Origin of the sequence: Nocardioides proteolyticus (assembly GCF_051280635.3) — a bacterium.
GTDB lineage: Bacteria > Actinomycetota > Actinomycetes > Propionibacteriales > Nocardioidaceae > Nocardioides.
In genome coordinates, this window is the sequence record NZ_JBNBPO030000030.1 from 15,130 (window position 1) to 41,007 (window position 25,878).

24 protein-coding genes are annotated in these 25,878 nt (G+C 74.4%); 10 read left to right on the forward strand and 14 right to left on the reverse strand.

Going from position 1 to position 25,878, the window contains the following annotated elements:
• Positions 1 to 64: 64 nt before the first annotated feature.
• Positions 65 to 607, forward strand: coding sequence for a CAP domain-containing protein (locus ACPOLA_RS16355; RefSeq protein WP_435771567.1), 543 nt, complete (start codon positions 65 to 67; stop codon positions 605 to 607).
• A 96-nt stretch (positions 608 to 703) separates the two neighbouring features.
• A complete protein-coding gene (locus ACPOLA_RS16360; RefSeq protein WP_435771568.1) occupies positions 704 to 1,243 on the forward strand; it encodes a CAP domain-containing protein in 540 nt (179 codons plus the stop codon).
• Positions 1,244 to 1,271: 28 nt separating this feature from the next.
• Here the strand turns inward: ACPOLA_RS16360 and ACPOLA_RS16365 are convergent, their stop codons facing one another.
• The 3 genes from ACPOLA_RS16365 to ACPOLA_RS16375 form a co-directional block, all read right to left on the reverse strand.
• Positions 1,272 to 2,237 (reverse strand): NADPH:quinone oxidoreductase family protein, encoded by a 966-nt coding sequence (locus ACPOLA_RS16365; RefSeq protein WP_435771569.1) that lies wholly within the window; start codon positions 2,235 to 2,237, stop codon positions 1,272 to 1,274.
• A 19-nt stretch (positions 2,238 to 2,256) separates the two neighbouring features.
• Positions 2,257 to 3,630: a GH1 family beta-glucosidase gene (locus tag ACPOLA_RS16370; RefSeq protein WP_435771570.1), complete on the reverse strand. Its 1,374-nt coding sequence runs from the start codon at positions 3,628 to 3,630 to the stop codon at positions 2,257 to 2,259.
• Between the two features lie 111 nt (positions 3,631 to 3,741).
• The gene (locus ACPOLA_RS16375) at positions 3,742 to 5,106 is read right to left on the reverse strand and encodes a GH1 family beta-glucosidase (RefSeq protein WP_435771571.1); all 1,365 of its coding nucleotides are present in this window, start codon (positions 5,104 to 5,106) and stop codon (positions 3,742 to 3,744) included.
• A gap of 73 nt (positions 5,107 to 5,179) precedes the next feature.
• Here ACPOLA_RS16375 and ACPOLA_RS16380 point away from each other — a divergent pair, with 73 nt between their 5' ends.
• On the forward strand, positions 5,180 to 5,839 hold the full coding sequence (locus ACPOLA_RS16380) for a pirin family protein (protein WP_435771572.1): 660 nt from the start codon (positions 5,180 to 5,182) through the stop codon (positions 5,837 to 5,839).
• Positions 5,840 to 5,872: 33 nt separating this feature from the next.
• Here the strand turns inward: ACPOLA_RS16380 and ACPOLA_RS16385 are convergent, their stop codons facing one another.
• Both ACPOLA_RS16385 and ACPOLA_RS16390 read right to left on the reverse strand, forming a co-directional pair.
• Positions 5,873 to 6,820 (reverse strand): diacylglycerol/lipid kinase family protein, encoded by a 948-nt coding sequence (locus tag ACPOLA_RS16385; protein ID WP_435771573.1) that lies wholly within the window; start codon positions 6,818 to 6,820, stop codon positions 5,873 to 5,875.
• Positions 6,817 to 8,418: an FAD-binding oxidoreductase gene (locus ACPOLA_RS16390; RefSeq protein ID WP_435771574.1), complete on the reverse strand. Its 1,602-nt coding sequence runs from the start codon at positions 8,416 to 8,418 to the stop codon at positions 6,817 to 6,819. Before ACPOLA_RS16390 ends, ACPOLA_RS16385 begins: the two co-directional genes overlap by 4 nt.
• Before the next feature lie 17 nt (positions 8,419 to 8,435).
• Here ACPOLA_RS16390 and ACPOLA_RS16395 point away from each other — a divergent pair, with 17 nt between their 5' ends.
• The 4 genes from ACPOLA_RS16395 to ACPOLA_RS16410 all read left to right on the forward strand — a co-directional run bounded on the left by ACPOLA_RS16395 (position 8,436) and on the right by ACPOLA_RS16410 (position 12,500).
• Positions 8,436 to 9,032: a TetR/AcrR family transcriptional regulator gene (locus tag ACPOLA_RS16395; RefSeq protein ID WP_435771575.1), complete on the forward strand. Its 597-nt coding sequence runs from the start codon at positions 8,436 to 8,438 to the stop codon at positions 9,030 to 9,032.
• A complete protein-coding gene (locus ACPOLA_RS16400) occupies positions 9,029 to 10,597 on the forward strand; it encodes a glycerol-3-phosphate dehydrogenase/oxidase (RefSeq protein ID WP_435771576.1) in 1,569 nt (522 codons plus the stop codon). Before ACPOLA_RS16395 ends, ACPOLA_RS16400 begins: the two co-directional genes overlap by 4 nt.
• Positions 10,598 to 10,873: 276 nt before the next feature.
• The gene (locus ACPOLA_RS16405; RefSeq protein ID WP_435771577.1) at positions 10,874 to 11,911 is read left to right on the forward strand and encodes a sigma-70 family RNA polymerase sigma factor; all 1,038 of its coding nucleotides are present in this window, start codon (positions 10,874 to 10,876) and stop codon (positions 11,909 to 11,911) included.
• 4 nt (positions 11,912 to 11,915) lie between these two features.
• Complete coding sequence (locus ACPOLA_RS16410) at positions 11,916 to 12,500, forward strand: TIGR03086 family metal-binding protein (protein ID WP_435771578.1); 585 nt, start codon at positions 11,916 to 11,918, stop codon at positions 12,498 to 12,500.
• A gap of 85 nt (positions 12,501 to 12,585) precedes the next feature.
• On the opposite strand, the gene ACPOLA_RS16415 is transcribed toward ACPOLA_RS16410, so the two are convergent.
• From ACPOLA_RS16415 to ACPOLA_RS16445, 7 genes are all read right to left on the reverse strand, one after another.
• On the reverse strand, positions 12,586 to 12,984 hold the full coding sequence (locus ACPOLA_RS16415) for a VOC family protein (RefSeq protein WP_435771579.1): 399 nt from the start codon (positions 12,982 to 12,984) through the stop codon (positions 12,586 to 12,588).
• Positions 12,985 to 12,990: 6 nt separating this feature from the next.
• Positions 12,991 to 14,349 (reverse strand): MFS transporter, encoded by a 1,359-nt coding sequence (locus ACPOLA_RS16420; protein ID WP_435771580.1) that lies wholly within the window; start codon positions 14,347 to 14,349, stop codon positions 12,991 to 12,993.
• A 127-nt stretch (positions 14,350 to 14,476) separates the two neighbouring features.
• Entirely contained in the window at positions 14,477 to 15,475 is a 999-nt protein-coding gene (locus ACPOLA_RS16425; protein WP_435771581.1) for a DUF2332 domain-containing protein, read from the reverse strand.
• Positions 15,476 to 15,504: 29 nt separating this feature from the next.
• Positions 15,505 to 16,974, reverse strand: a complete 1,470-nt coding sequence (locus tag ACPOLA_RS16430; protein ID WP_435771582.1) for an NAD-dependent succinate-semialdehyde dehydrogenase — start codon at positions 16,972 to 16,974, stop codon at positions 15,505 to 15,507.
• A 289-nt stretch (positions 16,975 to 17,263) separates the two neighbouring features.
• Entirely contained in the window at positions 17,264 to 19,195 is a 1,932-nt protein-coding gene (locus ACPOLA_RS16435) for a penicillin-binding transpeptidase domain-containing protein (protein WP_435771583.1), read from the reverse strand.
• A gap of 60 nt (positions 19,196 to 19,255) precedes the next feature.
• Entirely contained in the window at positions 19,256 to 20,065 is an 810-nt protein-coding gene (locus ACPOLA_RS16440; protein ID WP_435771584.1) for an SGNH/GDSL hydrolase family protein, read from the reverse strand.
• A 114-nt stretch (positions 20,066 to 20,179) separates the two neighbouring features.
• Entirely contained in the window at positions 20,180 to 20,632 is a 453-nt protein-coding gene (locus ACPOLA_RS16445; protein WP_435771585.1) for a MerR family transcriptional regulator, read from the reverse strand.
• A gap of 70 nt (positions 20,633 to 20,702) precedes the next feature.
• Here ACPOLA_RS16445 and ACPOLA_RS16450 point away from each other — a divergent pair, with 70 nt between their 5' ends.
• Genes ACPOLA_RS16450 through ACPOLA_RS16460 form a run of 3 tightly spaced genes read left to right on the forward strand, consistent with a single transcriptional unit; the run spans position 20,703 to position 23,246 of the window.
• Positions 20,703 to 21,677 (forward strand): NAD(P)/FAD-dependent oxidoreductase, encoded by a 975-nt coding sequence (locus ACPOLA_RS16450; RefSeq protein ID WP_435771586.1) that lies wholly within the window; start codon positions 20,703 to 20,705, stop codon positions 21,675 to 21,677.
• Positions 21,678 to 21,705: 28 nt separating this feature from the next.
• Positions 21,706 to 22,614, forward strand: coding sequence for an NAD(P)/FAD-dependent oxidoreductase (locus tag ACPOLA_RS16455; protein ID WP_435771587.1), 909 nt, complete (start codon positions 21,706 to 21,708; stop codon positions 22,612 to 22,614).
• A gap of 32 nt (positions 22,615 to 22,646) precedes the next feature.
• A complete protein-coding gene (locus tag ACPOLA_RS16460) occupies positions 22,647 to 23,246 on the forward strand; it encodes a DUF6198 family protein (protein ID WP_435771588.1) in 600 nt (199 codons plus the stop codon).
• 146 nt (positions 23,247 to 23,392) lie between these two features.
• Here the strand turns inward: ACPOLA_RS16460 and ACPOLA_RS16465 are convergent, their stop codons facing one another.
• A complete protein-coding gene (locus ACPOLA_RS16465) occupies positions 23,393 to 24,037 on the reverse strand; it encodes an aggregation-promoting factor C-terminal-like domain-containing protein (RefSeq protein WP_435771589.1) in 645 nt (214 codons plus the stop codon).
• A 5-nt stretch (positions 24,038 to 24,042) separates the two neighbouring features.
• On the reverse strand, positions 24,043 to 25,764 hold the full coding sequence (locus ACPOLA_RS16470) for a DEAD/DEAH box helicase (RefSeq protein WP_435771590.1): 1,722 nt from the start codon (positions 25,762 to 25,764) through the stop codon (positions 24,043 to 24,045).
• Between the last annotated feature and the right edge of the window lie 114 nt (positions 25,765 to 25,878).

Here is a 25,878-nt window from a genome sequence, read left to right on the forward strand (position 1 = left end):
GGCGGTCCGCGCAACGGCGCGACCGACCACTCAGGTCCCGCGGCGCGCTGCCGACTGGGCGTCCATGCGAAGGATCATCGGCCTGCTGCCGCTCGTCGTCCTGGGCCTCGTCGTCGGCATGGGCACCGGCCCCGTCGACGCCGCGCCGGCGCCGGCCGCGCCCGCCCGGACCCTCAGCGCACCCGGCGCGATGGACCTCCTGCCCGCCCGCCTGCTGGTCCAGCGGGCCTACGAGGACCGGGTGCTGGTGCTCACCAACCGCAAGCGCCGGGCCCGCGGCTGCGCGCCGCTGCGCGCGAACTGGACGCTGCGCAAGGCCGCGCGGAGCCACTCGGTGACCATGGCGCGTCACAACGAGATGTCCCACCGGCTGCCCGGCGAGCCGCGGTTCAGCGTCCGGATCACCCGCGCCGGCTACCGGGACTGGCGGATCGTCGCCGAGAACGTCGCCCGCGGCTTCAGCAGCCCGGCGGCCGTGGTGAAGGCCTGGATGCGCAGCCCCGGTCACCGGGCCAACATCTTGAACTGCCGCCTGCGCGACCTCGGCGTCGGCGTGGTGCTCGCTCGCGGGCAGCTGTGGTGGACGCAGAACTTCGGTCGTCGCTGAGCGTCGAGCGACCACGGCACCTGGTCATTCCGGACTAGCCGACCCGGTCCTCGCTGCCGATGCCCGGCGGCCTCCGCGGACGCCATGCTGCGGGGCGTGCGCTCGAACCGACTCGCCCCGGCCCTTCTCCTGGCACTGCTCGTCTGCCTGGCGACCGGCCTGACGGCCGGCGCGGCGATGGTGCCGGGCGCAGCGCCGGCGGCGGCCACGCCGTCGCCGGGCCGCGCGGCGCAGCTGACCGTGTCGCTCAGCTCCGCGATGGAGGACCGGGTGATCACGCTGACCAACCGCAAGCGCGCGGCGCACGGCTGCCGTCCGCTGCGCCTCCACCGCGACATCCGCCAGGCCGCCCGCAGGCACTCCGTCGTGATGGCCAAGGCGCGGACGCTGTCGCACCAGCTCCCCGACGAGCCGAACCTGGGCATCCGGCTCACCCGGGCCGGCTACACGCCCTGGACGCTGGTCGCGGAGAACCTCGCCAGCGGCCAGACCACGCCGCGGCAGGTGGTGCGGGCGTGGATGGCCAGCCCGGGCCACCGCCGCAACATCCTGGACTGCCGGCTGCGCCACGTCGGCGTCGGCTACGTCAAGTACGGCGACCGGGTCTGGTGGACCCAGGACTTCGGCCGGCGCTGACCCGTCGCCCTGAAGCGCCGGAGCCCGGTCAGTCCCGGATCCGCACCACGGACTTGCCGAGCGTCGCCCGCGCGTCCATGTCGAGCAGCGCCCGGCCGAACTCCTCGATGCCGTAGACCTTGCCGACCGGCGGCTTCACCAAGCCCGACTCGATCATGGGCAGCAGGGCGCGCCACTGGTCCTGCATGTAGCCCGGCCGCCCGAACGTGTAGGCGCCCCAGCCGACGCCGCGGACGTCGATGTTGTTGAGCAGCAGCCGGTTCACCTTCACCTCCGGGATCCCGGCGCCCGACGCGAAGCCGACGACCAGCAGCCGCCCCTGCGGGGCGAGGCAGCGTAGCGAGTCGGTGAAGGCCGGGCCGCCGACGACGTCCAGCACCACGTCGACCCCGGCAGTGGCCGTCAGCCGGGCGACCTCGTCGCGGAACCCGTCGGCGAGCACCGTCTCGTCGGCGCCGGCGGTCTTCGCGAACGCCGCCTTGTCCTCGGTGCTCACGACCGCGATGGTCCGCGCGCCGAGGCCCTTCGCGACCTGCAGCGTGGCCGTGCCGACGCCGCCGGCAGCGCCGTGCACCAGCACCGTCTCGCCCTCGCGGAGCCCACCGCGCTCAGCGAGCGCGAAGTGAGCGGTCATGTAGTTCATCGGCAGCGCGACCGCCTCGTCGAAGCCGACGCTGTCGGGCAGGGCGAACGTCGCCGCCGGCGGGCTCGCGACCAGCTCCGCCGCGCCGCCGTACGGCGCCACCGCCACCACCCGCTGACCGGGCTCGAACCCGGGGCCGGACACCACGACGCCGGCGAAGTCGACGCCCAGGGTGAACGGCGGCTCGGGCTTGAGCTGGTACTCCCCCCTGCTCAGCAGCAGGTCGGGGAACGAGATCCCGACCCGGTGCACCTCGATGAGGACGTCGTCGGAGCCGGGCGTCGGCTCGGGCACGTCGCGGACGGCGACGTCGGCGGGACCGGTGGGGGCGAGGACCTGGACTGCGCGCATGAGCCCGAGGCTAGCGGCGTCAGCCTCGACCGGAGCCGCGCCGGTGCGCGGCCAGCAGGGCGGCGTACCACGCGAAGGAGCGCTTGGGCGTGCGGCGCTGGGTCTCGAAGTCGACGTGGACCAGGCCGAACCGCTGGGTGTAGCCCTCGGTCCACTCGAAGTTGTCCAGCAGCGACCAGGCGTAGTAGCCGCGCACGTCGACGCCGCGCTCGATGGCCTCGGCGACGGCGCCGACGTGGGCGCGGTAGTAGTCGATCCGCTGCTGGTCGTCGACGACGCCGTCGGCGTCCGGACCGGTGTTGTAGGCGCAGCCCGACTCGGTGACCACGATCGGCGGCAGGGCCGCGCGGTAGCGGGCGCGGAACATGATCAGCCACTCGCGCAGCGCGTCGGGCACCACCGGCCACCCGAAGTCGGTGACGGGGTAGCCGACCACCTCGCGGAACTCGAACGGCAGCTCCGCGTCCTCGGGCGCGGCACCGATCCGCATCGGGTTGTAGTAGTTGACCCCGTAGAAGTCGAGCGGCTGGCGCATGGTGGCGAGGTCGCCGTCGCGCAGGTGCGGCTCCAGCACCATCAGCAGGTCCTCGGAGTAGCGGCCCAGCAGCATGCCCTCGAGGTAGTGGCCGTTCCACATCGTGTCGAAGAGCTTCGCCGACCCCACGTCGGCCGGGTCGTCGCTGCCCGGCCAGATCGGCGCGTGGTTGTTGGCGCAGCCGACGCTGGTCGCACCCGCCGCCCGCAGCGCGATGGCGGCACGGCCGTGGGCGACCAGGAGGTGGTGGCCCACGGGCAGCGCGTCGAACATCAGCTGCTTGCCCGGCGCGTGGAACGGCACGGCATGGCCCATGATCGTGACCACGCTCGGCTCGTTGACCGGCACCCAGTCGCCCACCCGGTCGGCCAGCCGGGCGCCGACGATCGCCGCGTAGTCGGCGAACCGGTCGATGGTCGAGCGGTTGAGCCAGCCGCCGTCGTCCTCGAGCGCCTGCGGCAGGTCCCAGTGGAACAGCGTGGCCATCGGCCGGATGCCCGCCTCGAGGAGGGCGTCGACCAACCGGTCGTAGAAGTCCAGGCCCGCGGGGTTCGCCGGTCCCCGGCCGGTGGGCTGGATCCGGGGCCAGGCGATGGAGAACCGGTAGCCGTCGACGCCGAGCCGCTGCAGCAGCGCGACGTCCTCGCGGTAGCGGTGGTAGTGGTCGCACGCCACCGCGCCGCTGGAGCCGTCGGCGATCCGGCCCGGCTGGGCGGTGAAGGTGTCCCACACCGAGACGCCGCGGCCGTCCTCGTCGACGGCACCCTCGATCTGGTACGACGACGTGCTGGCGCCGAACCGGAACTCGGCCGGGAACCGGCCGGCCAGCTCGGACACGCCTCCCTCAGCGCTCGTCACCCCGCCACCCTGCCACGTCCGGGCGGCGGCGTCAGCCCGACCGGACAGTCCACCCGGGCCGCTCCGGCGCGGTGTGGTCAGCCGGCCGGTGTGGTCAGCCGGCCGGTGTGGTCAGCCGGCCGGCGAGGAGTGGGCGGCGCGGTGGGCGGCGACCAGGTCGCCGTACCACCGGAACGAGCGCTTGGGGCGGCGGTCCTGGGTCGCGCGGTCGACGTGGACCAAGCCGTAGCGGGGCGTGAAGCCGTCGTCCCACTCCCAGCTGTCGAGCAGCGACCACACGTAGAAGCCCTGCACGTCGACGCCCACCGCGATCGCGTTGGCCACCGCGTCGAGGTGGCCGGCGAGGTAGTCGATGCGGGCCGCGTCGTCGATCGAGCCGTCGGCGCCGGGCGCGACGTCGAAGGCCGCGCCGCACTCGGTGACGACGAGCGGCGGGAGCGCCGCGCGGTAGCGGGCCCGGGTCATGATCAGCCACTCCTGGAGCGCCTCCGGCACGACCGCCCAGCCGCTGTCGGTGTGGGCCCGGCCGAGCACGTCGAGGAAGCGGAACGGCGACTCGCTGTCCTCGTCGGCGGCGGCGACGCGGAGCGGGCTGTAGTAGTTGACGCCGTAGAAGTCGAGCGGCTGCCGGATCAAGGCCATGTCGCCCGGCTGCACGATGTCCTCCAGCAGCGGCGCGAGGTCCTCGGGGTAGCGACCCAGCATCGTCGCCTCGAGGAAGAAGCCGTTCCACAGCGCGTCGAAGAGCTTCGTCGCGCCGACGTCGGCCGGCTCGGCGCTGGCGGGCCACATGGGGGCGTGGTTGTGCGCGCAGCCGATCCGGCGGGCGCCGGCGGCGCGCAGCGCACCGACCGCGCTGCCGTGGCCGAGGAGCAGGTGGTGGGCGGCGTGCAGCGCGTCGAACATCAGGCGGTGGCCGGGCGCGTGCTCGCCGGTGGCGTAGCCGAGGTAGGCGATCACCGACGGCTCGCTGATCGTCACCCAGTCGACGACGCGGTCGGAGAGGCGCTCGCCGACGAGGGACGCGTAGTCGCCGAACCGGTCCGCCGTCGCGGGGTTGAGCCAGCCGCCGTCGTCCTCGAGCGCCTGGGGCAGGTCCCAGTGGTGCAGCGTGACCATCGGGTCGACGCCCGCCTCGAGCAACGAGTCGACGAGCCGGTCGTAGAAGTCCAGGCCCGCCGCGTTGGCCGGGCCGCTGCCGGTCGGCTGGATCCGGGGCCAGGCGATGCTGAGCCGGTAGCCGGGAGCGCCGAGCTCGCCCAGCAGGGCGACGTCCTCGGCGTAGCGGCGGTAGTGGTCGGCGGCGACGCACGGCGTCGAGCCGTCCAGGACCCGGCCCGGCAGTCCCGCGAACGTGTCCCAGACGCTGGGGCCACGACCGTCTGCGGCGACGGCGCCCTCCACCTGCGGCGCGGCCGTGGCGGTGCCGAACCGGAAGCCGGCCGGGAACCGTGGGGCGAGGTCCTGCGGCAGCACCGGCACAATCTTGCACGTGAGCGTGGAGATCCGCAGGGCTTCGGACAGGTTCGTTGACAGGTCAACCGGGCGGGTGAGCCACCACGGCTTCGCCTTCGGCGGCCACTACGACCCCGAGCGCCTGTCATTCGGGCCGATGGTGTGCCACGACGACCACCTGCTCGGGTCCGGCCGCGGCTTCGACGAGCACGCCCACGAGGGGCTCGAGATCGTCACCTGGGTCGTGTCGGGGGCGGTGGAGCACCTCGACTCCCTCGGCGGCTCGGTCGTCCTCCGCGCCGGCGAGTGCGGCGTGCTCTCCGCCGGGGCCGGCGTCCGGCACGCCGAGCGCGCCACGCCCGACGGGCCCGCCCGGTTCGTCCAGGTCTGGCTGACCCCGGCGACGCCGGACCGCGCGCCGTCGTACGCCCGAGCGGAGGCGGGCCTCGCCTCCGAGCCGGATCCGGCTCAGGGCGGGCCGTCCGGCCCGGTCCCGGTGGTCGGTCACGGCGGGCCGCTGGCGGTCGACGTGCCGGGGGCGGCGTTCGGTGTCGCCCGGCTCGATGCCGGCGAGGCAGTGGAGATCCCCGCGGCCGCCCGCGCCCACGTGTTCGTCGCCACCGGCGCCCTGCTGCGCTCCTCGCTCGCCGAGCCGCTCTCCGCCGGCGACGCGTTCCTGATGACCGACGAGGCACCGCACACCCTCACCGCCGCGGTCCCCACCCACCTCCTCGTCTGGACGTTCTCCGCCTGACCCGCCCCACGCGGCGGGTCGCGCGTCGGGGCCTCAGGCGAGGACGCGGAGGGCGGCTGGGAGCAGGTCGACGGTGAGGGGAGCGGCCGGGTCGGGTGGCAGGGTGCCGAGCCGTTCGCCGTCGGCGCCGACGGGGACCGCGGCGCCGCCGGCGTGGCGACCGGCGAGGGTGACGGTCCGGCCCCGCAGCACCGTGACCTCGGGCAGGGCGACGTGGCGACCGTCGTACACCTTGGGGAGCGAGCGGATCAGGTCGAGCCGTCCGGCGGCCTCGATGACCACCACGTCGAGCTCGCCGTCGTCGAGCTCCGCGGCGGGCGCGATGGCCATGCCCTTGCCGTAGAAGCGGGAGTTGGCGACGACCACGGTCGCCGCCTGGTGCTCGCTGCGCACGCCGTCGACGGTGAGCACGCAGTCGACGGGGCGGTACGTCGCGAGGGCGCGTACGGCGGCCGCCGGGTACTGCAGCCGCGACGGCAGCCAGTGCGAGCGGTCCACGATCTCGGCCGCCCGGGCGTCGACCCCCGCGTAGACGGAGCCGGCCACCACCACCGACCCCGCACCCGGCTCTGCTCCCGACTCCGCACTCGGTTGGGTCGCCCGGAGCAGGTCGACCGGCCGCGGGACGGCGTCGAGCAGGAGCCGCGCCTGGGCGGCCGCGTCGTGCGGCACGGCGAGCATCCGCGCGAAGTCGTTGCCGCGGCCGGCGGGCAGCACGGCCAGCACGCCGTCGCGCTCGGCCACGCAGCCCGCGACCGAGGACAGCATCCCGTCGCCACCGACGGAGACCACGACCGCGTCCCGCGCGACGGCGACGTCCACCAGCTCGGGCACGTCCGCGGCCGAGGTGGTGTAGCTGACCTCCACCGCGGCACCGGCCTCACGCAGCAGCCGCGCCACTGGGACGACGACCTTGGGCGCGGCGCCGCCGCCCGAGGTCGGGTTCACGAGGAAGGAGAACGAGCGACCCGTCGCGCTCACGGCACCAGCACCCCGGGGTTGAGGATGCCGTGGGGGTCGACGGCCCGCTTCACCGCGCGCAGCACCTCGGCGCCGACCTCGCCGATCTCGGCGGTCAGGTAGGGCCGGTGGTCGGTGCCGACGGCGTGGTGGTGGGTGATCGAGGCGCCGGCGGCGACGATCGCCTCGCACGCCGCCGCCTTGGCGGGCAGCCAGCGCGCCAGCGGGTCCTCGCCGCCGGGGGTGACGACGGTGAAGTAGAGCGAGCACCCGGTCGGGTACACGTGCGAGATGTGGCAGAGCACCATCGTGCCCTCGCCGAGCGCCTCCTCGAGCGCGGCCCTCACGCCGGCGTACAGCGCGTCCCGGTTGCTCCAGAACGTGGCCGTCTCGAGGGTCTCCACGAGGACCCCGACGTCGAGCAGGCTGTCGCGGAGGTACGGCGCGCTGAACCGGCCCGCCGCCCACGACTCACCCGGCCCGGCCCCCAGCGCGGTGCCGCCGAGGGCCGTCAGCGCCGCGGTGACCGCGGCCCGCTTGGCCTCGACCGCCGCGGGCGTCCCTTCGTAGCCGACGATCATCAGGCAGCCGCCCGGCGCGTCGCCGCCCATGCCGGCGGGGTCGGCCAGGTTGATCGCGGTCTCCGCCTCGTCGGAGAGGCGCAGCACGGTCGGCAGCAGGTCGGCCTGGGCGAGGGCGCGCATCGCGTCGGCGCCCGCGGTGAAGTCGGGCCAGCGCCAGCCCTCGTACTCCTTGGTCTCGGGCAGCGGCCGCACCCGGACGGTGACCTCGGTGATCACGCCGAACGCCCCCTCCGACCCCAGGAACACCTGGCGGAGGTCGGGGCCCGCGGCGTTGGCCGGTGCGCTGCCCAGCCGGACCTCGCCGACGGGGGTGGCGACGCGCAGCCCCACCACCATGCTGTCGAACCGGCCGTAGCCGGCACTCGACTGGCCGCTCGAGCGGGTGGCGGCGAACCCTCCGATCGAGGCGTACTCGAACGACTGCGGGAAGTGGCCCAGCATCAGGCCCTGCTCCGCGAGGAGGGCCTCCGCCTCCGGTCCCCGCAGCCCCGGCTCCAAGCTGGCGGTGGCGGAGACCGGGTCGACGGCGAGCAGTCGACGCATCCGGCCGAGGTCGAGCGAGACCACGCCGCCCAGCCCGCCCGGATCGGCGACGAGCCCGCCGGTCACCGCGGTGCCGCCGCCGAACGGGACGACCGCGAGCCGGCGCTCCTGGGCGAGGGCGAGGACGGCGACCACCTCCTCGTGCGACCCCGGTCGTACGACGACGTCCGGGGCGTCGGCGAGGTCGCCCGCGCGCTGGCGCAGCAGGTCGGGGCTGGACTTGCCGCGGGTGCGGAGGCGGCGGGTGTCGTCGTCGGTGCGGACGTTGTCGGCGCCGACGAGCTCGGCGAGCGCGGTGACGGCGGAGTCGTCGATCCGGCGGCGGGGCACGGCCACGTCGGCGCTGGGCGGAGCCTCACGCAGCGGGAAGACGGCGCCGACGAGATCGCGCACGCCGTCCGGCAGCGACCCGGCCCGGACCGGGTCGCCCCAGCGGGTCGGCGGCATCTCGGGCTGGAGGACGGCGGGGCCGGAAGGGAGGTTCGTCGCCATGTGTTACAGTGTGACACATGACGTCACAACGTCACAACCCCGATCCGTCACCGCGCGACCTCTACCTCGACGCCGCACGCGCGTGCATCCTCGACGTCGGCTGGCGCCGGACCACCCTCACCGAGGTCGCGCGGCGAGCCGGCGTCTCCCGGATGACGATCTACCGCGCGTGGCCCGACATGCCGACGCTCCTCGGCGACCTGATGACCCGGGAGTGGTCCGACCTGGTCGCCGCCACCGGTCCGACGGGCACGAAGCCGAGCGAGCCGACCCCCGAGGGCATCGCGGACGCCGTACTCCTGCGGGTGCGGGCGCTGCGGGTCAACGAGCTGTTCACCCGGATCGTCCAGCTCGACCCCGAGCTGATCCTGCCCTATCTCCTCGACCGCCGCGGGCGGGCGCAGGAGCTGATCTGCACCCTGCTCGGCGAGCTCATCGCCGCCGGCCAGGAGGCCCGCACGGTCCGCGCCGGCGATCCCGTCACCATGGCCCGGGCGGTCGTGCTGGCGGGCCACGGCTTCGTGCTCTCGGCGCACACGATGACCGACGACGAGGTGCGCACCAGCGACCTGGACGCGGAGCTGTGGACCCTCGTCGCGGAGATGCTCCGATGAGCGGCGGCACGGGCGGGGGCCGGATCGCCCCGGGACTGTCCGGGGCGCCGACCGACGTCGACGTGGTCGTCGTCGGGCTCGGCGTGACCGGCGCCGGCGTGGCGCTCGACGCCGTCTCGCGCGGCCTGAGCGTTCTGGCCGTCGACGCGCACGACCTCGCCTTCGGCACCTCCCGGTTCTCCTCCAAGCTCGTGCACGGGGGGCTGCGCTACCTGGCCAGCGGGCAGGTCGGCATCGCCCACGAGAGCGCCGTCGAGCGCGGCATCCTGATGGAGACCACCGCGCCGCACCTCACCCACGCGATCCCGACGATCGTGCCGCTCGCGCCGGCCGTGAAGTGGCACGACGCACTCCTCACCCGGGCCGGGTTCCTCGGCGGCGACCTGCTGCGCCGCGCCGCGCGCACCAGCACCGACACCCTGCCGCGGCCGCGTCGGCTCACCGCCGCGGAGGCGCGGGCCATCGCGCCCCCGCTGCGCACCGACGGCCTGCGCGGGGCGCTGGTCGGCTGGGACGGCCAGCTCGAGGACGACGCCCGGCTGGTCACCACCATCGCGCGCACGGCGGCCGCCGCCGGTGCCGCCGTGCACACCCACGCCCGCGTCACCACCGCGACCGGCACCGGGGTGTCGCTGCGCGACGAGCTGACCGGCGCCACGCTGGACGTCAGGGCGCGGGCCGTCGTCAACGCGGCCGGCGTGTGGGCAGGTGACCTCGTCGGCGACGTACGCCTGCGGCCCTCGCGCGGGACCCACCTGGTGCTGCGACCCGAGGCGCTGCCGGGGCTCGGCGTCGTGGTCTACGCGCCGATCCCGGGCGAGCGCAACCGGTTCATCCTGGTGCTGCCCCAGCCGGACGGCCAGCTCTACGTCGGGCTCACCGACGAGCCCGTCACCGGCCCGGTCCCCGACGTCGCCCAGCCGACGGAGGTCGAGATCGGCTTCCTGCTCGACGTGGTGTCCGCGACGTTCGCCCGCCGGCTCACCCGGGCCGACGTGGTCGGCGCCTTCGCCGGTCTCCGGCCGCTGCTCGACACCGGCGACGACGACGCGACCGCCGACCTGTCCCGCAAGCACGCCGTGGTCACCGGCCGCTCGGGGGTGGTGACCGTCGTCGGCGGCAAGCTGACGACGTACCGCCGGATGGCGCAGGACGCGGTCGACGCCGCCGTCGCCCACGCCGGTCTCGACGCCGGTCCGTGCGTCACCGCGACACTCCCCCTCGCCGGCGCCGCGTCGCGCCACGAGCTCGCACACCTGGCCGCTCGCGCCGGCTCACCCGGCGAGGCCCGGCTCGTCCGGCGGTACGGCGCCGACGCCGGCCTCGTGCTCGACGCCGCCCGCCGGGCGACCGGCCTCCCCGCCGCCGAGCTGCTCGAGCCGCTGGCCCCGACGATCCCGACGGTGCTCGCGGAGCTGGCCTTCGGCGTCACCCACGAGGGTGCCGCCGACGTGGCGGACCTGCTCGACCGGCGCACGCGGGTCGGCCTGGTCGCGGCCGACCGGGCGGCCGTCGTACCGGCCGCGGAGCGGGTGCTGGGGCTGGTCGGGCGGGTGGCGGGGTAGCCGCGGGTTGGCGGGGGCCGGTCCGGGGCCCGGCCCTGGTCGGCCCGCGGGTGTGGCTGGCCCGCCGGCCGGGAAGGCGGCATGTAACTCGGTGTTACGTCGTCCACCACGGCGAACCGTCATCTGCCACGGTCTCAGGACCGGTCACAGGACCGTGGTGGACGCCCGAACACCGAGTTACATGACGAAGCCGCCCCGCCCCCAACCTCGCCGATGAGTTTTCCCATCGACCTCGGTCCACAGATCAGGCAGACTGGCGACACCACGGGGGTAGCGATGGGAAGCACTGTGACCGACACCGATGCAGTGGCAACGACGACGAGCACCCCGGCGACAGCGGAGCTCGCCGACTTCGACGCGCTCACCGGGCGCTACCAGCGGGAGCTGATGGCGCACTGCTACCGGATGAGCGGGTCGGTGCACGAGGCGGAGGACCTCGTGCAGGAGACGTTCCTGCGGGCGTGGAAGGCCTCGGCCAGCTTCCAGGGCCGCTCGTCGGTGCGCACCTGGCTCTACAAGATCGCCACCAACGTGTGCCTGACCAACCTCGAGAGCAAGCCGCGCCGTCCGCTCCCGACCGGCCTCGGCACCGCCGACTCCGCGCCGTCCGACGAGCTGCTCGAGGACCACGAGGTGCCGTGGCTGGAGCCCATCCCCGACGCGGCCGTCGAGGTCGCCGAGCGCGACACGATCCGGCTGGCCTTCGTCGCCGCGCTCCAGCACCTCCCCGCCCGCCAGCGCGCGGTGCTGATCCTGCGCGACGTGCTCCGCTGGTCGGCCGCGGAGACCGCGGCCACGCTCGACACGACCACCGCCGCCGTCAACTCCGCCCTCCAGCGCGCGCACGCCCAGCTCGCCGAGCGCGGACTCACCCCCGACACGGTCGAGGCCGACCTCGACGCCGACAAGCAGCAGATGCTCAACGCCTACCTGGAGGCGTTCTGGCGCAAGGACATCGACCAGATCGTCAAGCTGCTGCGGTACGACGCCACCTGGGACATGCCGCCGTTCCTCAACCACTACCGGGGTGCCGACGCGATCGGCGAGCTGATCGGGGTGAAGTGCCCGGGCGGCAGCAACGACATGCCGATGGTGCAGACCACCGCCAACGGCCAGCCGGCGTTCGGGCTCTACATGCGCATGCCCGCCGGGCACTTCGAGCCGTTCCACCTCCAGGTGCTGCAGATGGACGGCGACCGGGTCGAGCACGTGACCGCGTTCTTCGACACCCGGCTGTTCGCGCGCTTCGGCCTGCCCGATCGGCTGCCGGCCGACTTCGTGCCCGTGCCGGGCGCCCCGCCGACCGCCGGCTGACGCCATGACCGCCCAGCCCCGGCCGACGCCCAGCACCGACCCGGGGGTGGAGCTGCTGGAGCGTGCGCTCGGCTACACCCGCCGCGCCCTCGCCACCGTCACCCCCGCCCACCTGTGCCTGCCGACCCCGTGCGACCGGTGGCGCCTCGCCGACCTGCTGGCGCACATGGAGGACTCGATCGACGCGTTCGCGGAGGGCGCGGACGGCTCGATCGGCCTCCACAGCGCCGCCCCCGCGCCGGCCCTCGACCGGATCAGCGCGCTCCAGGCGAAGGCGTGCCACCTGCTCGGCGCCTGGGCCTCGGCGACGTCGACCCTGGTCGACGTCGGCGGCCGGCCGGTGCCGGTCGGCACCATCGCACGGCTCGCCGCGCTGGAGGTCGTGGTGCACGGCTGGGACGTCGGCCGTACGACGGGCTTCGCCGACCCCGTCCCCGGCCCGCTCGCCGAGGCGCTGCTCCCCACGGCGGTCGCCGTCGCGCTGGAGCAGGAGGGCGAGTTCGCGCCGCCGGTGCCCGTGCCGGCCCACGCAGCGTCGAGCACCCGACTGCTCGCCGTCCTCGGCCGGCGGGCCGGCGCCACCGCGTAGGAGACCCGGGCGCCGCGACCGCGACCACGGCCCGCGACCACCGCCCGCGACCACGGCCCGCGTCCGGCGGTTCACGGCCGACGGTTCAGGGACCGGCCGGCCCCAGCAGGTCCCACCTGTTGCCGGCGACGTCGCGGAAGACCAGGACCTGACCGTAGTCGGCCGTCCGCGGCCCGGAGACGATCTCGACGCCGGCGGCGAGCAGGCGCCGGTGCGCGGCCGCGAAGTCGTCGACGCGGAGGAAGTACGCGACCCGTCCCGCGGCCTGCCGGCCCACCGCGGCCGCCTGGTCGGGGCCGTCCGCCCGGGCCAGGAGCAGCCCGGTGCCGCCGCCCGGCGGCCGGACGACCACCCACCGCTTCGGCCGGCCGTCGTCGGTCCGGCTGGGCGAGTCCTCGGCCAGCTCGAAGCCGAGGACGTCGACGAAGAAGCGGATCGCGGCGTCGTACTCGTCGACGACGACGGTCACCAGGTCCAGGTGCACCGGCGCTCAGTCCTCGTCGCGCAGCGGGTGGGCGAGCTCGTCGGCCGGCAGCCTCGCCCACACCACGGCGACGATCGCCGCGACCCCCGGGACGACGGCGGCGATCGCGAAGGTGGCGCCCAGGCCGATCAGCTCGGCCACCGGTCCGGCGAGGGCCATGGAGACCGGCATCAGGCTGACCGACACGAAGAAGTCAAGGGACGCGACCCGGCCGAGCAGGTGCGGCGGCACCCGCCGCTGCAGCAAGGTCCCCCAGATCACCATCGGCGCGGAGAAGAAGGCCCCGATCACGAAGGCCGACGCGGCCACCACCCACACCCGGTCGGCCGTGCCGATCAGCAGGAACGGCAGGCAGCCCAGGCCCCACATCAGGTTCATCCAGGTGAGGTAGCGGCGCGGCATCCGGATCGACGCCATCGCCATCGACCCGATCGCGCCGCCGATGCCGAAGCAGGCCATCACGACGGCGTGGTCGCCGGGACCGCCGCCGAGCTCGTCCTTGACCAGGAACGGGATGAGCACCTCGAGCGGGCCCATCAGCACCAGGATCATCACCGACGCGAACAGCAGCGTGGCGAGGAGCCAGGGCGTCCGCATCATGTACTGGAAGGCCTCGCGCATGTCGGCGACGGCGGTGCGGACCGCGCTCGCCGCGCCAGCGGCCGCCGCGGCACCGGCGGCGCCGCTCTCGAGCGCCGACACGTCGCGACGTACCGGCGTCAGCGGCACGGTGCTGAGCGCGACGAGCCCGAACAGGCCGAAGGCGGCGGCGACGCCGAGGGCGGCGGAGGACGACGCGGCGCCCACGACGAAGCCGGCGACCCCCGGCCCGAGCGCCTGCCCGACGGTCGGGCGCACCATGCCCTCGAAGCCGTTGACCGCCAGCAGGTCGCGCTCGGGCACCAGGGCGGGCAGCCACGCGGAGTAGGCCGGGTAGTAGAAGGCGAGCGCCACGCCGGTGGCGAAGGAGACCACGGCGAGGTGCCAGAGCTGGGTGAGGTCGGCCCAGGAGAGAGCGGCGACCAGGGCCATGCCGCCGAGCTCGACGGCGGCGACCGCGAGCAGGATCAGCTTCTGCGGGATCCGGTCGGCCACGACGCCGCCGAGCAGCGCCGGCAGCAGCACGCCGACGGCCGCCGCGGTGGAGACCACGGAGAGGTCGCCCGCGCCGCCGTCGATCCGGATCACCTCCCACACCAGGGCGACGACCCACACCCCGTGGGCGAAGGTCTGCAGCACCAGGGCGGCACCCAACCGCCGATAGGAGGAGTGGCGGAACGGCGTGAGGGCGCGCGGCACCCGGCGGGGTGCCAGCGGGGCCGGGTCCTCGGGGGTGGGGGCGGGGGGTACGAGCTGCTCGGTCATGGGCTTCCTTCAGTCTGCACGTGGGGACCGACAGCGGCCAGCGGATTCATCGCCGCGGCCGACTGTCCTGACCGAGTGGACAACCTGAACCTTGATTCAGGTCAAGCGGGCAGACCGTGCAGTCCGGTCAGGTGCGGTCCGGCCACCAGCCCAGGGAACGGCCGTGGCCGTGCGTGTGGCCGACGGAGCGACCGTCCACGCCCAGCACGAACCGGCCGTACGGCGGCTCGGGCCCGGTCGTCGCCACCTCGGGCAGCACCTCCGGCGCCTCGTTGCTCACCCAGTGGCAGCGCCCGTCGGCGACCAGGCCCCCCATCAGCGCGGCGAAGCGTCGCCGGTCGGCGTCCTCGAGGTAGGCGATGACCGCCGAGTGGAACACCACCACCGCGCCCTCCGGGCCGACGGCGCGCCGCGCGTCCTCCACCCGCGCCGGGAGCAGCTCGAGGAGGTCGCCCCGCCGGATGTCGGGCGGGTCGCGGCGCGCCACGTCGAGCGCGGTCGCCAGCTGCTCCCGCCGGTCGTCGTGCTCGGGCCACACGAGCTGCAGCAGCCAGCTCCGGTCGTCCTCGGCGGTGACGTCCAGGGGGTTGAGGTCGATGCCGCCCCGCCAGCGGACGGTCGGCACGGCGGACGGCAGCGGGGCCGGTCCGGTGACGTGGCAGGACAGCACCGGCGCGGCGGGACCGGCGGTTCGCACCCCGTCGGGCGTCACCCAGCGATACCCCCAGCGGTCGGGGAACAGGCAGAGCCCAGCACTCGCCCCGGCCTCCAGGAGAGCGACCGGACGGCCGGCCGCGGCGAGCGCGACGGCCGGCAGCAGCGTCGCCATCCGCCCCGCCTCGTTGGTCTGCGTCGCCCGCTCGAGGATGGTGCGGCGGATCCGGCCGTCGTCGGCCAGCAGCGCCGACCGGAGGGCGTCGTACGGCGCGGGCGCCGGCACCCCGTGCCAGCGCGCCGCCGCGAAGACCAGGTTGGGCTGCTGCTTCGCGCCCGGCAGCGACGCGAGCCAGGCGCGCACCTCCGGGTCGCCGGCGACGCCGAGGGCCCAGTCGGTGAAGCACGGCGAGTCGGTGGCGTACGACGCGAACTCGCGGTACTTCTCCTCGATCGGCCCGTGGACCCGCATGACCGGAGTCTGTCAGCCGGTCCGGCCGGTCAGGGCGCCGGCAGCGCGACGTACGTCGTGTCGAGATACTCCTCGATGCCCTCGAAGCCGCCCTCCCGGCCGAAGCCGCTGGCCTTGACGCCGCCGAACGGCGCCGCCGGGTTGGACACGATCCCGGTGTTGATGCCGAGCATCCCCACGTCGAGCCGCTCCGCCAGGCGCAGCGTTCGCTCGAGGTCGCGGGTGTAGGCGTAGGCGGCGAGCCCGTACTCCGTGGCGTTGGCCAGCCGGATCGCCTGCTCCTCGTCGGCGAAGGTGGTGATCGGGGCCACCGGGCCGAAGATCTCGGTGGTCACCGCGTCGGCCTCGACGGGTACGTCGACCAGCACGGTGGGCGGGTAGAAGAAGCCCGCGCCGTCGGGGCGGGTGCCGCCGGTGAGGACGCGCGCGCCGCGGTCGACCGCGTCGTCGACGATCGCGGCCACCGAGGCCACCGCCTTGTCGTCGACCAGCGGCCCCACGTCGACACCGTCGTCCTGGCCGCGGCCCACGCGGAGGGCCCCCATCCGCTCGGCGAGGCGGCGACCGAACTCCTCCGCCACCGGCTCCTCGACGAGGAACCGGTTGGCCGACGTGCACGCCTCCCCCATGTTGCGCATCTTGGCGAGCATCGCCCCGTCGACCGCGGCGTCGAGGTCGGCGTCGGCGAAGACCAGGAACGGCGCGTTGCCGCCGAGCTCCATCGACATCCGCTGGAGCTGCCCGGCGGACTGCTCCACGAGCTTCCTGCCGACCGGCGTGGACCCGGTGAAGCTCACCTTGCGCAGCCGCGGGTCGGCCTGCAGCGTGCTGCTCAGCGCGCCGGAGTCCGACGTCGCCACCACGTTGAGCACGCCGGGCGGCAGGCCGGCCTCCGCGAGGATGTCCGCGAGCATCAGCATGGTCAGCGGGGTCTGCGCCGCGGGCTTCACGACCATCGTGCACCCGGCGGCCACCGCCGGGCCGATCTTGCGGGTGCCCATCGCCAGCGGGAAGTTCCACGGCGTGATGAACAGGCACGGTCCCACCGGCTTGCGCACCGTCAGCAGGCGGCTGCCGCCGGCCGGGTTGTGCATCCAGCGGCCGTGCACCCGCACCGCCTCCTCGGAGAACCACCGCAGGAACTCCGCGCCGTAGGTCACCTCGCCCCTCGCCTCGGCCACCGGCTTGCCCATCTCCAGGCTCATCACCAGCGCGAGGTCGTCGGCTCGGGCGGTGACCAGCTCGAAGGTACGACGCAGGATCTCGCCGCGCTCGCGTGGCGGCGTCGCGGCCCAGTCGGCCTGCGCGGACACCGCGGCGTCGAGGGCAGCGCAGGCGTCGTCGGTGGTGCCGTCGGCCACCTGGGCGAGCACGGAGCCGTCCGCGGGGTCGATCACGTCGAGGCGGTCGCCGCCGGAGGCAGGCACCCAGGAGCCGCCGACGAACAGCTGGCGGCGGTCGTCGGGAAGGATCTCGGAGAGGCGGTCACGCGGGGTCATGGGGACCACTGTGACACCGCCGTGGGAGTCGCAGCCGGGACCATGGTCCTGTCCCGGTGGACTGCGGAAGGAAATGTCCGGACCTGGGCTGCACGGCGCCCGTGCGCGCGCTACAGTTTGAGGCGTCGTACTTCGGAGGGAGCACCGCAAGTCACGACAGAGCCCCCGTTGAGCTGACCCCATGCAGCCCCGGGGGCTCGCTCCTTTTTCCGGTCCGGTCGCCGCCCTCCTCCGGGCCCGGCCTCCTGCCCGGCGGTCGGCTGCTCGAGCCGCCTCGTCGGCGTGCGGGTCAGCGGGCGCGGCGGAGGAACTCCTCGAGCAGCGGGCCCGCGGTCCGGGAGCCGGACTCGCCGTTGCGCACGAAGACCGCGACGGCGAGGTCGTCCTGGGCGGCCACCATCCAGGCATGGGTGCGGATCGTCCCGTCGTCGGCGTACTCGGCGGTGCCCGTCTTGGCGATGACCGGCGGCCCGGGGACGTCGGCCAGACCGGTCCCACTGCCGCTGCTGACCACCTCACGGAGCATCGACGTCAGCTGGCGCGCCTCGGTGGCGGTGAGCGGCTCCGCCTCGGCGGGGACCTCGACGTCGACCTCCTCCACCAGTCGCGGCACGACCGTCTCGCCGGCCTGCACGCTGGCGATCACCGCCGCCATCGCCATCGGCGATGCGAGCACCTTGCCCTGGCCGATCATCGCCGCCGCACCCTCGGTCTCCGTCGCCGGATCGGGTACCTCGCCGAAGTAGGCCGGGAACCCGAGGTCGTGGTCGACGCCCAGCCCGAGACTGGCCGCCGCGGCGGCCAGGTCGCCGTCGTCGAGCCGGCCGCGGGCGGCGATGAGCGCGGTGTTGCACGACTCGGCGATCGCGCGGCGCAGGGGGATGGTGCCGAGCGCGTCGGCGGGATAGTCGGAGTAGTTCTTGAACCGCTTGCCGTCGACGGTGATCGTCGGCGTGCAGCGCACCGGCGAGTCCGGCGTCAGGCCGGCGCGCAGCAGCGCGAGCGCGGTGACGATCTTGAACGTCGAGCCGGGCGGGAACTGGCCGAAGGTCGCGTGGTTGAGGCCGTCGGTGCCCGGACCGTTGGCCGCGGCGAGGATCGCGCCGTCGCTCGGGCGCACCGCGACGATCGCGCTGGCGGGCCCGACGTCGGCGAGCACCTCCTCGGCCAGCATCTGCAGCGGCTGGCTGAGGGTGATCGCCAGCGGGTCGCCTGGCTCGGGCTCGTAGGTGTAGAGCGGCCGCCTCCGCGCGGCCGGGTCGTCCGGCACGGCGTAGACGTTGCGCCCGACCCGGCCACGCAGCTGCTCGTCGTAGCGCGCCTGGAGCCCCGAGATGCCGGCCAGGTCGCCGGGCCGGTAGGCGTCCGGGTGCTTCTCGAGGATCTCCTGGGTGACCGGGCCCACTCGGCCGAGAAGAGGCGCGGCGAACTCGCGGGTGGGGGCGAGCGCGAGCTGGTCGGCCACCTGGTGGGCGCCGTCGATCTGCGGGAGCGCCGCCTCCACGGCCGCCGGCACCTCGGATTGCCGGTAGGTGATCGCCTCGACGAAGGCCCGGGAGCCGGCGTCCCGCACGGCCTTGACGTAGGGCCCGACGTCGATGCCGACCAGCCGGGCGAGGCGACGCGCCGAGCGCGGGGCGGCCGCCGCCTCGACCCGGGTGCGGTCGATCCCGACGCGGACGACCGGGCGCTCGGTGACGAGGACCCGTCCTCCCGCCCCGGTGATGTCGCCCCGGTCGGTCGGCTGGGTGACGGCGTCGAGCACCTCGCCCTCCTCGAGGCTGGGCTCGACCAGCGCCGGCGACCAGGCGGCGGCCCAGCCCTCACCGCTGCGGCTCAGCGCCACCTCCGTCTCGTAGACCCACTGCTCCTCCTCGTCGCTGACGACCGGCCACTCCCACACGAGAGTCGCCGTGGCGGCGTCGCCGTCGGTCTGGACGTCCTCGACCGAGATCTCCGGCACGATGCCGTCCATGCCGGCCACGATGGCGTCGTACTCCTCGGTGACGGCGGCGTTCTCGGCACCGGTGAACGGCACCGTCGCCAGGGGGTCGGGCCCGTCGCTGGCGGCCGAGCGCTCGGACCCGGCCGCGGCCGCTAGGGCACCGGCCAGCTGTCCGGCGAGCGCCTCCGCTCCCCCGCCCTCGCCCGAGCCGTCGCCCGAGCAGGCGGTCACGGAGGTGACCAGCACGACGGTGATGGCTGCCGAGAGTCGCCGCATGCCGACGGTTCTACCAGCAGGCACCGACCGTGCGGCAGCGCGGGCGGCCGGGCCCGCGCCTCACCCGACGAGGAGCGCTGCGACCTGCGGCTTGTAGCCGGACGAGTGGCCCGCGCGGTTGGGGTGGTAGCTCTCGCTGATCGGGTTGGAGAGGCCGTTGACCCACTCGACGTCGTCGCAGACGGCGTGGCCGACGAACCGGCTCGTCGGGTTCGCCCACGCGAAGCCCCGCGCGCTCGCGGCGGCGGCGAGCTTGCTGTTCAGCAGGTCGGCCGTGGAGTTGAGGCGGGTCTGCTCGGTCGGGGAGAACCAGGTGCCGGCGTTGCAGTCCTCGCCCATGAACAGCCGTGGGTAGCCGACGACCACGACGACCGCGTTCGGCGCCTTGGACCTGATCGAGGCGTAGAGCGTGCTCAAGCGGCCGGGCAGGGTGTTGCTGATGTAGCTGCGCGCCCGGTCGATCGCCGCTCCGCAGTCGGACATCCAGCCCGGCTGCGCGCACTCGGTGACCACGCTGCTGAAGCCCGCGTCGTTGCCGCCGACCGAGATCGTGACGTAGTCGGTGCCGGTGGTCAGCGCGCCGAGCTGGGTGTTGGTGACGGTCGCGACGGTGGCGCCGGAGCAGGCGCGGAAGTTGAGCGCGTAGCCCCGCTGCGCCGCCACCAGCTTGGGGAAGGAGTAGGTGGAGCGCTGACAGCTGGTGCCGTCGTCGATGTAGCTGCGGGTGCCGACGCCGCTGGAGTAGGAGTCGCCGAGGGCGACGTACGACGGCGCCGCGGCGTGTGCCGGGGCAGGCACGCCGACGAGCGCGACGAGGCCCGCGGCGAGGCCGGAGAGGGAGGAGAGGAACAGGCGGAGGGAGCGGGACATGACCATGCCCTTCGGGCCGGCGCTGGTGAGCGCGCTGATGTGACCCGGGTCACTCAAGCAGGTCGGCGCCGTCCCGGCCAGAGGCGAGGGCGTAGGTCGGCGTGCCGGGCCCGGTCACCGCCCGACGTGCCGATGTCCACGCGGCAGGGGAAGCCCGCGGCGGGTGCCCTCCACGATGTCGGCGACGTGCGCCTGGAAGCCAGGGCAGGTGGTGATGTCGTGGGCTCGGCACTCCAGCGCGTGCTCGGTCATGTGCCGGGACCGCTCGATCTCCTCCTGCCGTCGGTCGAGCTCGGCCAGGTGGGCGCGCAGCGCCGCGCGGCGGTCGTCGGCCGTGGCGTCGATCATCGTGCGGATCTGCTCGAGGGTCATGCCGGCCGCCTTGCTGGTGAGGATGGACGCCACCCGGTAGGCGTCGTCCTCGCCGTACACGCGACGCCCCGCAGCATCGCGCTCGGGGCTCAGCAGGCCCATGTCCTCCCAGTAGCGGAGGACGTGGGTCTCCAGGTCGAACCGGCTCGCCAGGTCGCCCACGCTCCACCGGATCCGGTCTGCGCTTGACTTCATGTTCACATGAACTCAGATCCTCTCCACAGACGCAAGTCGTCACCTCGAACCGACACGAAGGGAGCTCTCGATGAGCGAGCAGGACCAGCACGACCAGCACGACCAGCATGACCGGCACGACCGGCCCGACCTGTACGACGTGGCCGTGGTCGGCGCCGGCGCCGCCGGCCTCCAGGCGGCCCAGACCCTCGGCCGGATGCGGCAGACCACCGTGGTGCTCGGCACCGACCGCTACCGCAACGACCCGGCGACCCACATGCACAACTTCCTCGGCCACGACGGCGAGCCGCCGGCGGAGCTGCGGGCGGCGGCGCGGAAGGACGCCGAGCGGTACCCGACGGTCGAGCTCCGCGAGCAGGCCGTCCTCCGGATCAGCGGCGAGGCCGGTGCGTTCACCCTCGAGCTGTCCGGTGGCGAGCCGGTCCGGGCCCGCCGGGTCCTGCTCGCCACCGGCGTCGCCGACGACCTGCCTGACGTGCCGGGCTTGGCCGACCTCTTCGGCGACGTGGTGGCCCACTGCCCGTTCTGCCACGGCCACGAGTTCGCGGGCACGCCGGTCGGCATCCTCGGGTCGGCGGCCCACGTCGCGATGATGGCGTCGATGGTGGGTCCGATCGCCAGCGAGGTGGTCGTGCTGACCGACGGCGCCGCGCTCGAGCCGGACACCGCCGCGACCCTCGCCCGGCTCGGCGCCGAGGTCCGCGCCGAGCGGGTGCTCGGCACCTGCCGCGGGTCGCTCGGCGTCCGGGTCGACCTCGACGGCGGCGGCACGGTCGAGCTGGGCGGGCTCTTCGTGAAGACCGCCTGGCGGCAGTCGACACCGTTCGCCCAGCAGCTCGAGGTCGAGATGTCGGAGGTCGGCGCCGTGGTCGTCGACGCCTTCGGCCGCACCAGCCGTGCCGGGGTCTACGCGGCTGGGGACATGGCCCAGGGGCCGGGCCTCCCGATGCCGATGGCGTCGGTCCTCACCGCCGCCTCGGCGGGCCTGGTCGCGGCCGCGGCCTGCGTTCAGGACGCGGCGCTGGAGCGTGCCGCACAGGGATGAGCCGGCCCGTTTCGGGCAGCGGGGAGGGATGGAGATCGATCGCTCGTACGACGTCGCCGTGGTCGGCGCCGGTGCCGCCGGGCTGCAGGCGGCGCTGACCCTCGGTCGGATGCGACGGCGGGTGGTGCTCTTCGGCACCGAGCACTGCCGCAACCACCCGGCCGAGCACATGCACAACTTCATCGGGCTGGACGGGATGCCGCCGGGCGACTTCCGCGCGGCCGCGGTGCGCGACCTCGCCGAGTACGAGACCGTCGAGGTCGTCGAGCGGATGGTCACCGAGGTGTCGGGCAAGGTCGACGACTTCCGGCTGGCGGTCGAGGGCGGGTCGCCGGTGCAGGCCCGACGGGTGATCCTGGCGACCGGCGTGACCGACGAGTTGCCGGACGTGCCCGGCCTGGACGCGCTCTTCGGCACCGCCGTGGCGCACTGCCCCTACTGCCACGGCTACGAGTACCGCGACAAGCCGATCGGCATCCTCGGACCGGGGTCGCACGTCGCCGGACAGGCCCGGCTCCTCGAGCGGCTGGCCACGCCGGTCGTCGTACTGATGAACGGCGAGGAGCCCGACGACGAGATCGCGGCCGCCGTCGAGGAGCTCGCCGCAGTGCTGGTCACCGAGGCGGTCGACCGGGTCGAGCCCGCGGACCTCGGGGTCCGGGTGTGCCTGGCCGACGGCGAGGCGGTGGAGCTGGGCGGCCTGTTCGTGCACCCGGTGTGGCGGCCCGCGGCGCCGTTCGCCGAGCAGCTCGGCCTCGACACCGGCAACCTCGGCGGCATCCGGCTCGACTCCGAGGGGCTCACCAGCACGCCGGGCGTGTACGCCGCCGGCGACCTGGCGCACCACCGGGACCTGCCGATGCCGGTGGCCTCGGTGCTCACCGCCGCCGCGGCCGGGCTGGTGGCCGCGGCGTCGTGCGACCGCGACCTGCTCTGACCCGCGTCCGGGCACCTGTCAGGGTGTCTCCCGTGGTCGCCTACCTGCGCCGTCTGGCGCTCCTCTTCGGAGGCTGCGTCATCCTCGGCGTCGGCGTCGGCCTCCTGCTGCGCGCGGACCTCGGCTCCGACGGCTACTCCAGCCTGGCCAACGGCCTCTCGCTCGCCCTGGAGCTGGAGTTCTGGATCGCCAACGTCGCCGTCGGGCTGGGCTTCCTGGCGGTGGCCGCGAGCCGGCGGCTGTGGCCTGGCGTCGGCACGCTCGTGCAGGTGGTGGTCGTCGGCGCCACCATCTCGGTGGTGCTGGAGCTGGTCCGGACGCCGGACGGCTGGCCGGCGCGGGTCGCGCTGCTGGTCGCGGCGTTCCCGGTGCTGGCCGTCGGCATCGCGACGTACCTGGGCAGCCGCACCGGCGCCGGGCCGGCGGAGGCCGCGGCCCTGGCCTGGGACCCGCCGGTCCCGTTCAAGTGGAGCTACAGCGTCGTCCAGGGCGGCGGGGCGGTCGTGGGGTGGCTCCTCGGCGCGACGATCGGCGTGGGGACGATCGCCACCATCGTGCTGCTCGGGCCGCTGGTCGCCCTCGCGGCCCGGCTGCTCCACCTCGACGTGCACCAGCGAGCGGCGGAGCGGTGACCGCCCCCGGGCCGAGACCGTCACACCGGTCGCACCCGTCACCTGACCCGGCCGGAACTGGCACTTCGCGGGTGTTGCAATGGCCGCGAAGTGCAGGAATCACCGGTTGACCGGTGATTCCTGCAGAGCCGCCGACTCTGCCCACCTCAGTACCACCCACGCCGCTCGGAGTGCTCCCACGCCCGCTGCGGATTGCCGTACCGGGCGGCGATGTAGGCCAGGCCCCACGAGATCTGGGTCTCGGGGTTGGTGCGCCAGTCGCGGCCGACGACCGCCATCTTCTCGGCCGGCAGCGACTGCGGGATGCCGTAGGCGCCGGAGCTCGGGTTCTCGGCGAGGTGGTCCCAGCCCGACTCGCGCAGCCACAGCGCGTCGAGGTACTTCCACTGGTCGGCGGGGAAGCCGAACTCCACGAGCAGCTGGTAGCCCAGCGCCCGGTTGGTGCCGGGGTCGACGTCGACCTGCGTGGGCTGCTCCAGGGGGATCCGCTTGGCCACCCGTTCGGCCCGGCGGGCCAGCTGCGCCATGATCACCGTCGCCGGGACCTCGGCCCGCGCGCCGGAGGGCTGCTGGCCGCCGTCGGTCCGGGACGGAGCGGTCGAGGGGCTGGCCGCTGGGGCCGACGGGGCCGGCATCGAGGCGGTGGTGGCCGCCGACGTCCGGTCACCCGCCGGGCCGGGACCGGCGGGTCCTGCCGTGCACCCCGCGGCACCGACCACTCCGGCCGCCACGACCACCGCGGCCACCACGCCCGCGAGCGCGACGCCCCCGCGCGTCTGCTGGTGCCGCACCCCGGTCAGCCCTCGCTGGGGCGCTTCCGCTTGGGCGGGCCGTAGTCGCGCTGGAGCTCGATGAGCTTGCCGCTGATCCGGGTGTTCTTCAGCCTCTCCCAGGCGTCGTCGGGCAGCCGGGCGGGCAGCTCGACGATCGAGTAGTCCGGCCGGATGGTGATCCGACCGAAGTCCCGTCGGTCGAGCCCGCCCTCGTTGGCGATCGCGCCGACGATCTGCCGCGGCTCCACCCGCTGCCGCTTCCCCACCTGGATCTTGTACGACGCCAGGCCGGCCCCGGTCGGCCGCGGGCCGCGCGCCGGGCGGCTGTCGCGGCCGCCGTCGGCACCCCACGTGTCGCGCTTGCGGTGGTCGCCCCGGTCGCGGTCGAGCCGCGGGCGGCGCTCGGGCTCGGGCTCCGGCTCGAGGAGCAGCGGCTTGTCGCCCTGCATCACGATCGCCAGGGCGGCGGCGACGTCGACCTCGGGGACGTCGTGCTCCTTGATGTAGTGGCTCACGACGTCGCGGAAGAAGTCGATGCTGGGCGACTCGAGCGCGGCGGTGATCTGGTCGTCGAAGCGGGCCAGCCGGGTCTCGTTGACCTGGTCGACGCTCGGGAGCTGCATCTGCTGCAGCGTGGAGCGGGTGGCCTTCTCGATGTGCTTGAGCAGGTAGCGCTCGCGGGGGGTCACGAACGAGATGGCGTCGCCGCTGCGGCCGGCGCGACCGGTGCGGCCGATCCGGTGCACGTAGGCCTCGGTGTCGGTCGGGATGTCGTAGTTGACGACGTGGCTGATCCGCTCGACGTCGAGGCCGCGGGCGGCGACGTCGGTGGCGACCAGGATGTCGAGCTTGCCGTCCTTGAGCTGGTTGACCGTCCGCTCGCGCTGCGCCTGCTGCACGTCGCCGTTGATGGCCGCCGCGCTGAACCCGCGGGCGCGGAGCTTCTCGGCCAGGGTCTCGGTCTCGTTCTTGGTGCGGACGAAGACGATCATCCCCTCGAAGTTCTCCACCTCGAGGATCCGGGTGAGCGCGTCGACCTTCTGCGGGTAGCTCACCACCAGGTAGCGCTGGGTGATGTTCTCGGCGGTCCGGGTCTTCCGCTCGATGGTGACCTCGACCGGCTCGGAGAGGTACTTCGCCGAGAGGTTGCGGATCTGCTTCGGCATGGTCGCCGAGAAGAGCGCGACCTGCTTGTCGGCGGGCGTGTCGGCGAGGATCGTCTCGACGTCCTCGGCGAACCCCATGTTGAGCATCTCGTCGGCCTCGTCGAGCACGAGGAAGCGGAGCTCGGTCAGGTCCAGGGTGCCCTTGTCGAGGTGGTCCATGATCCGCCCGGGCGTCCCGACGACGATGTGCACGCCGCGGCGCAGGGCCGAGAGCTGGACGCCGTACCCCTGGCCGCCGTAGACGGGGAGCACGTGGACGCCGCGGAGGTTGGCGGCGTACTTCTCGAACGCCTCGCAGACCTGGAGCGCGAGCTCCCGGGTCGGTGCGAGCACCAGCGCCTGCGGCGTCTTCTGCGCCAGGTCGAGCCGGTCGAGGATGGGCAGGGCGAAGGCCGCCGTCTTGCCGGTGCCGGTCTGGGCGAGGCCGAGCACGTCGCGGCCCTCGAGGAGGTGCGGGATGGTCTGGGCCTGGATCGCCGAGGGCGACTCGTAGCCGACGTCGGCGAGGCCCTTCAGGATCCGCTCGCCGAGGCCGAGGTCGGCGAAGGTCGTGGTCTCGGGGTGGTCGGACTCGCTCACCCCTCCAGCCTACGGCCGTGAGGCGTTTCACCAACGATCGCGAGCGCGGTGCCGTCGATCACCCGAACCCACTGGGGCTCAGGTGGAATGGACGCCTGCCGATGGGGGTTCGTT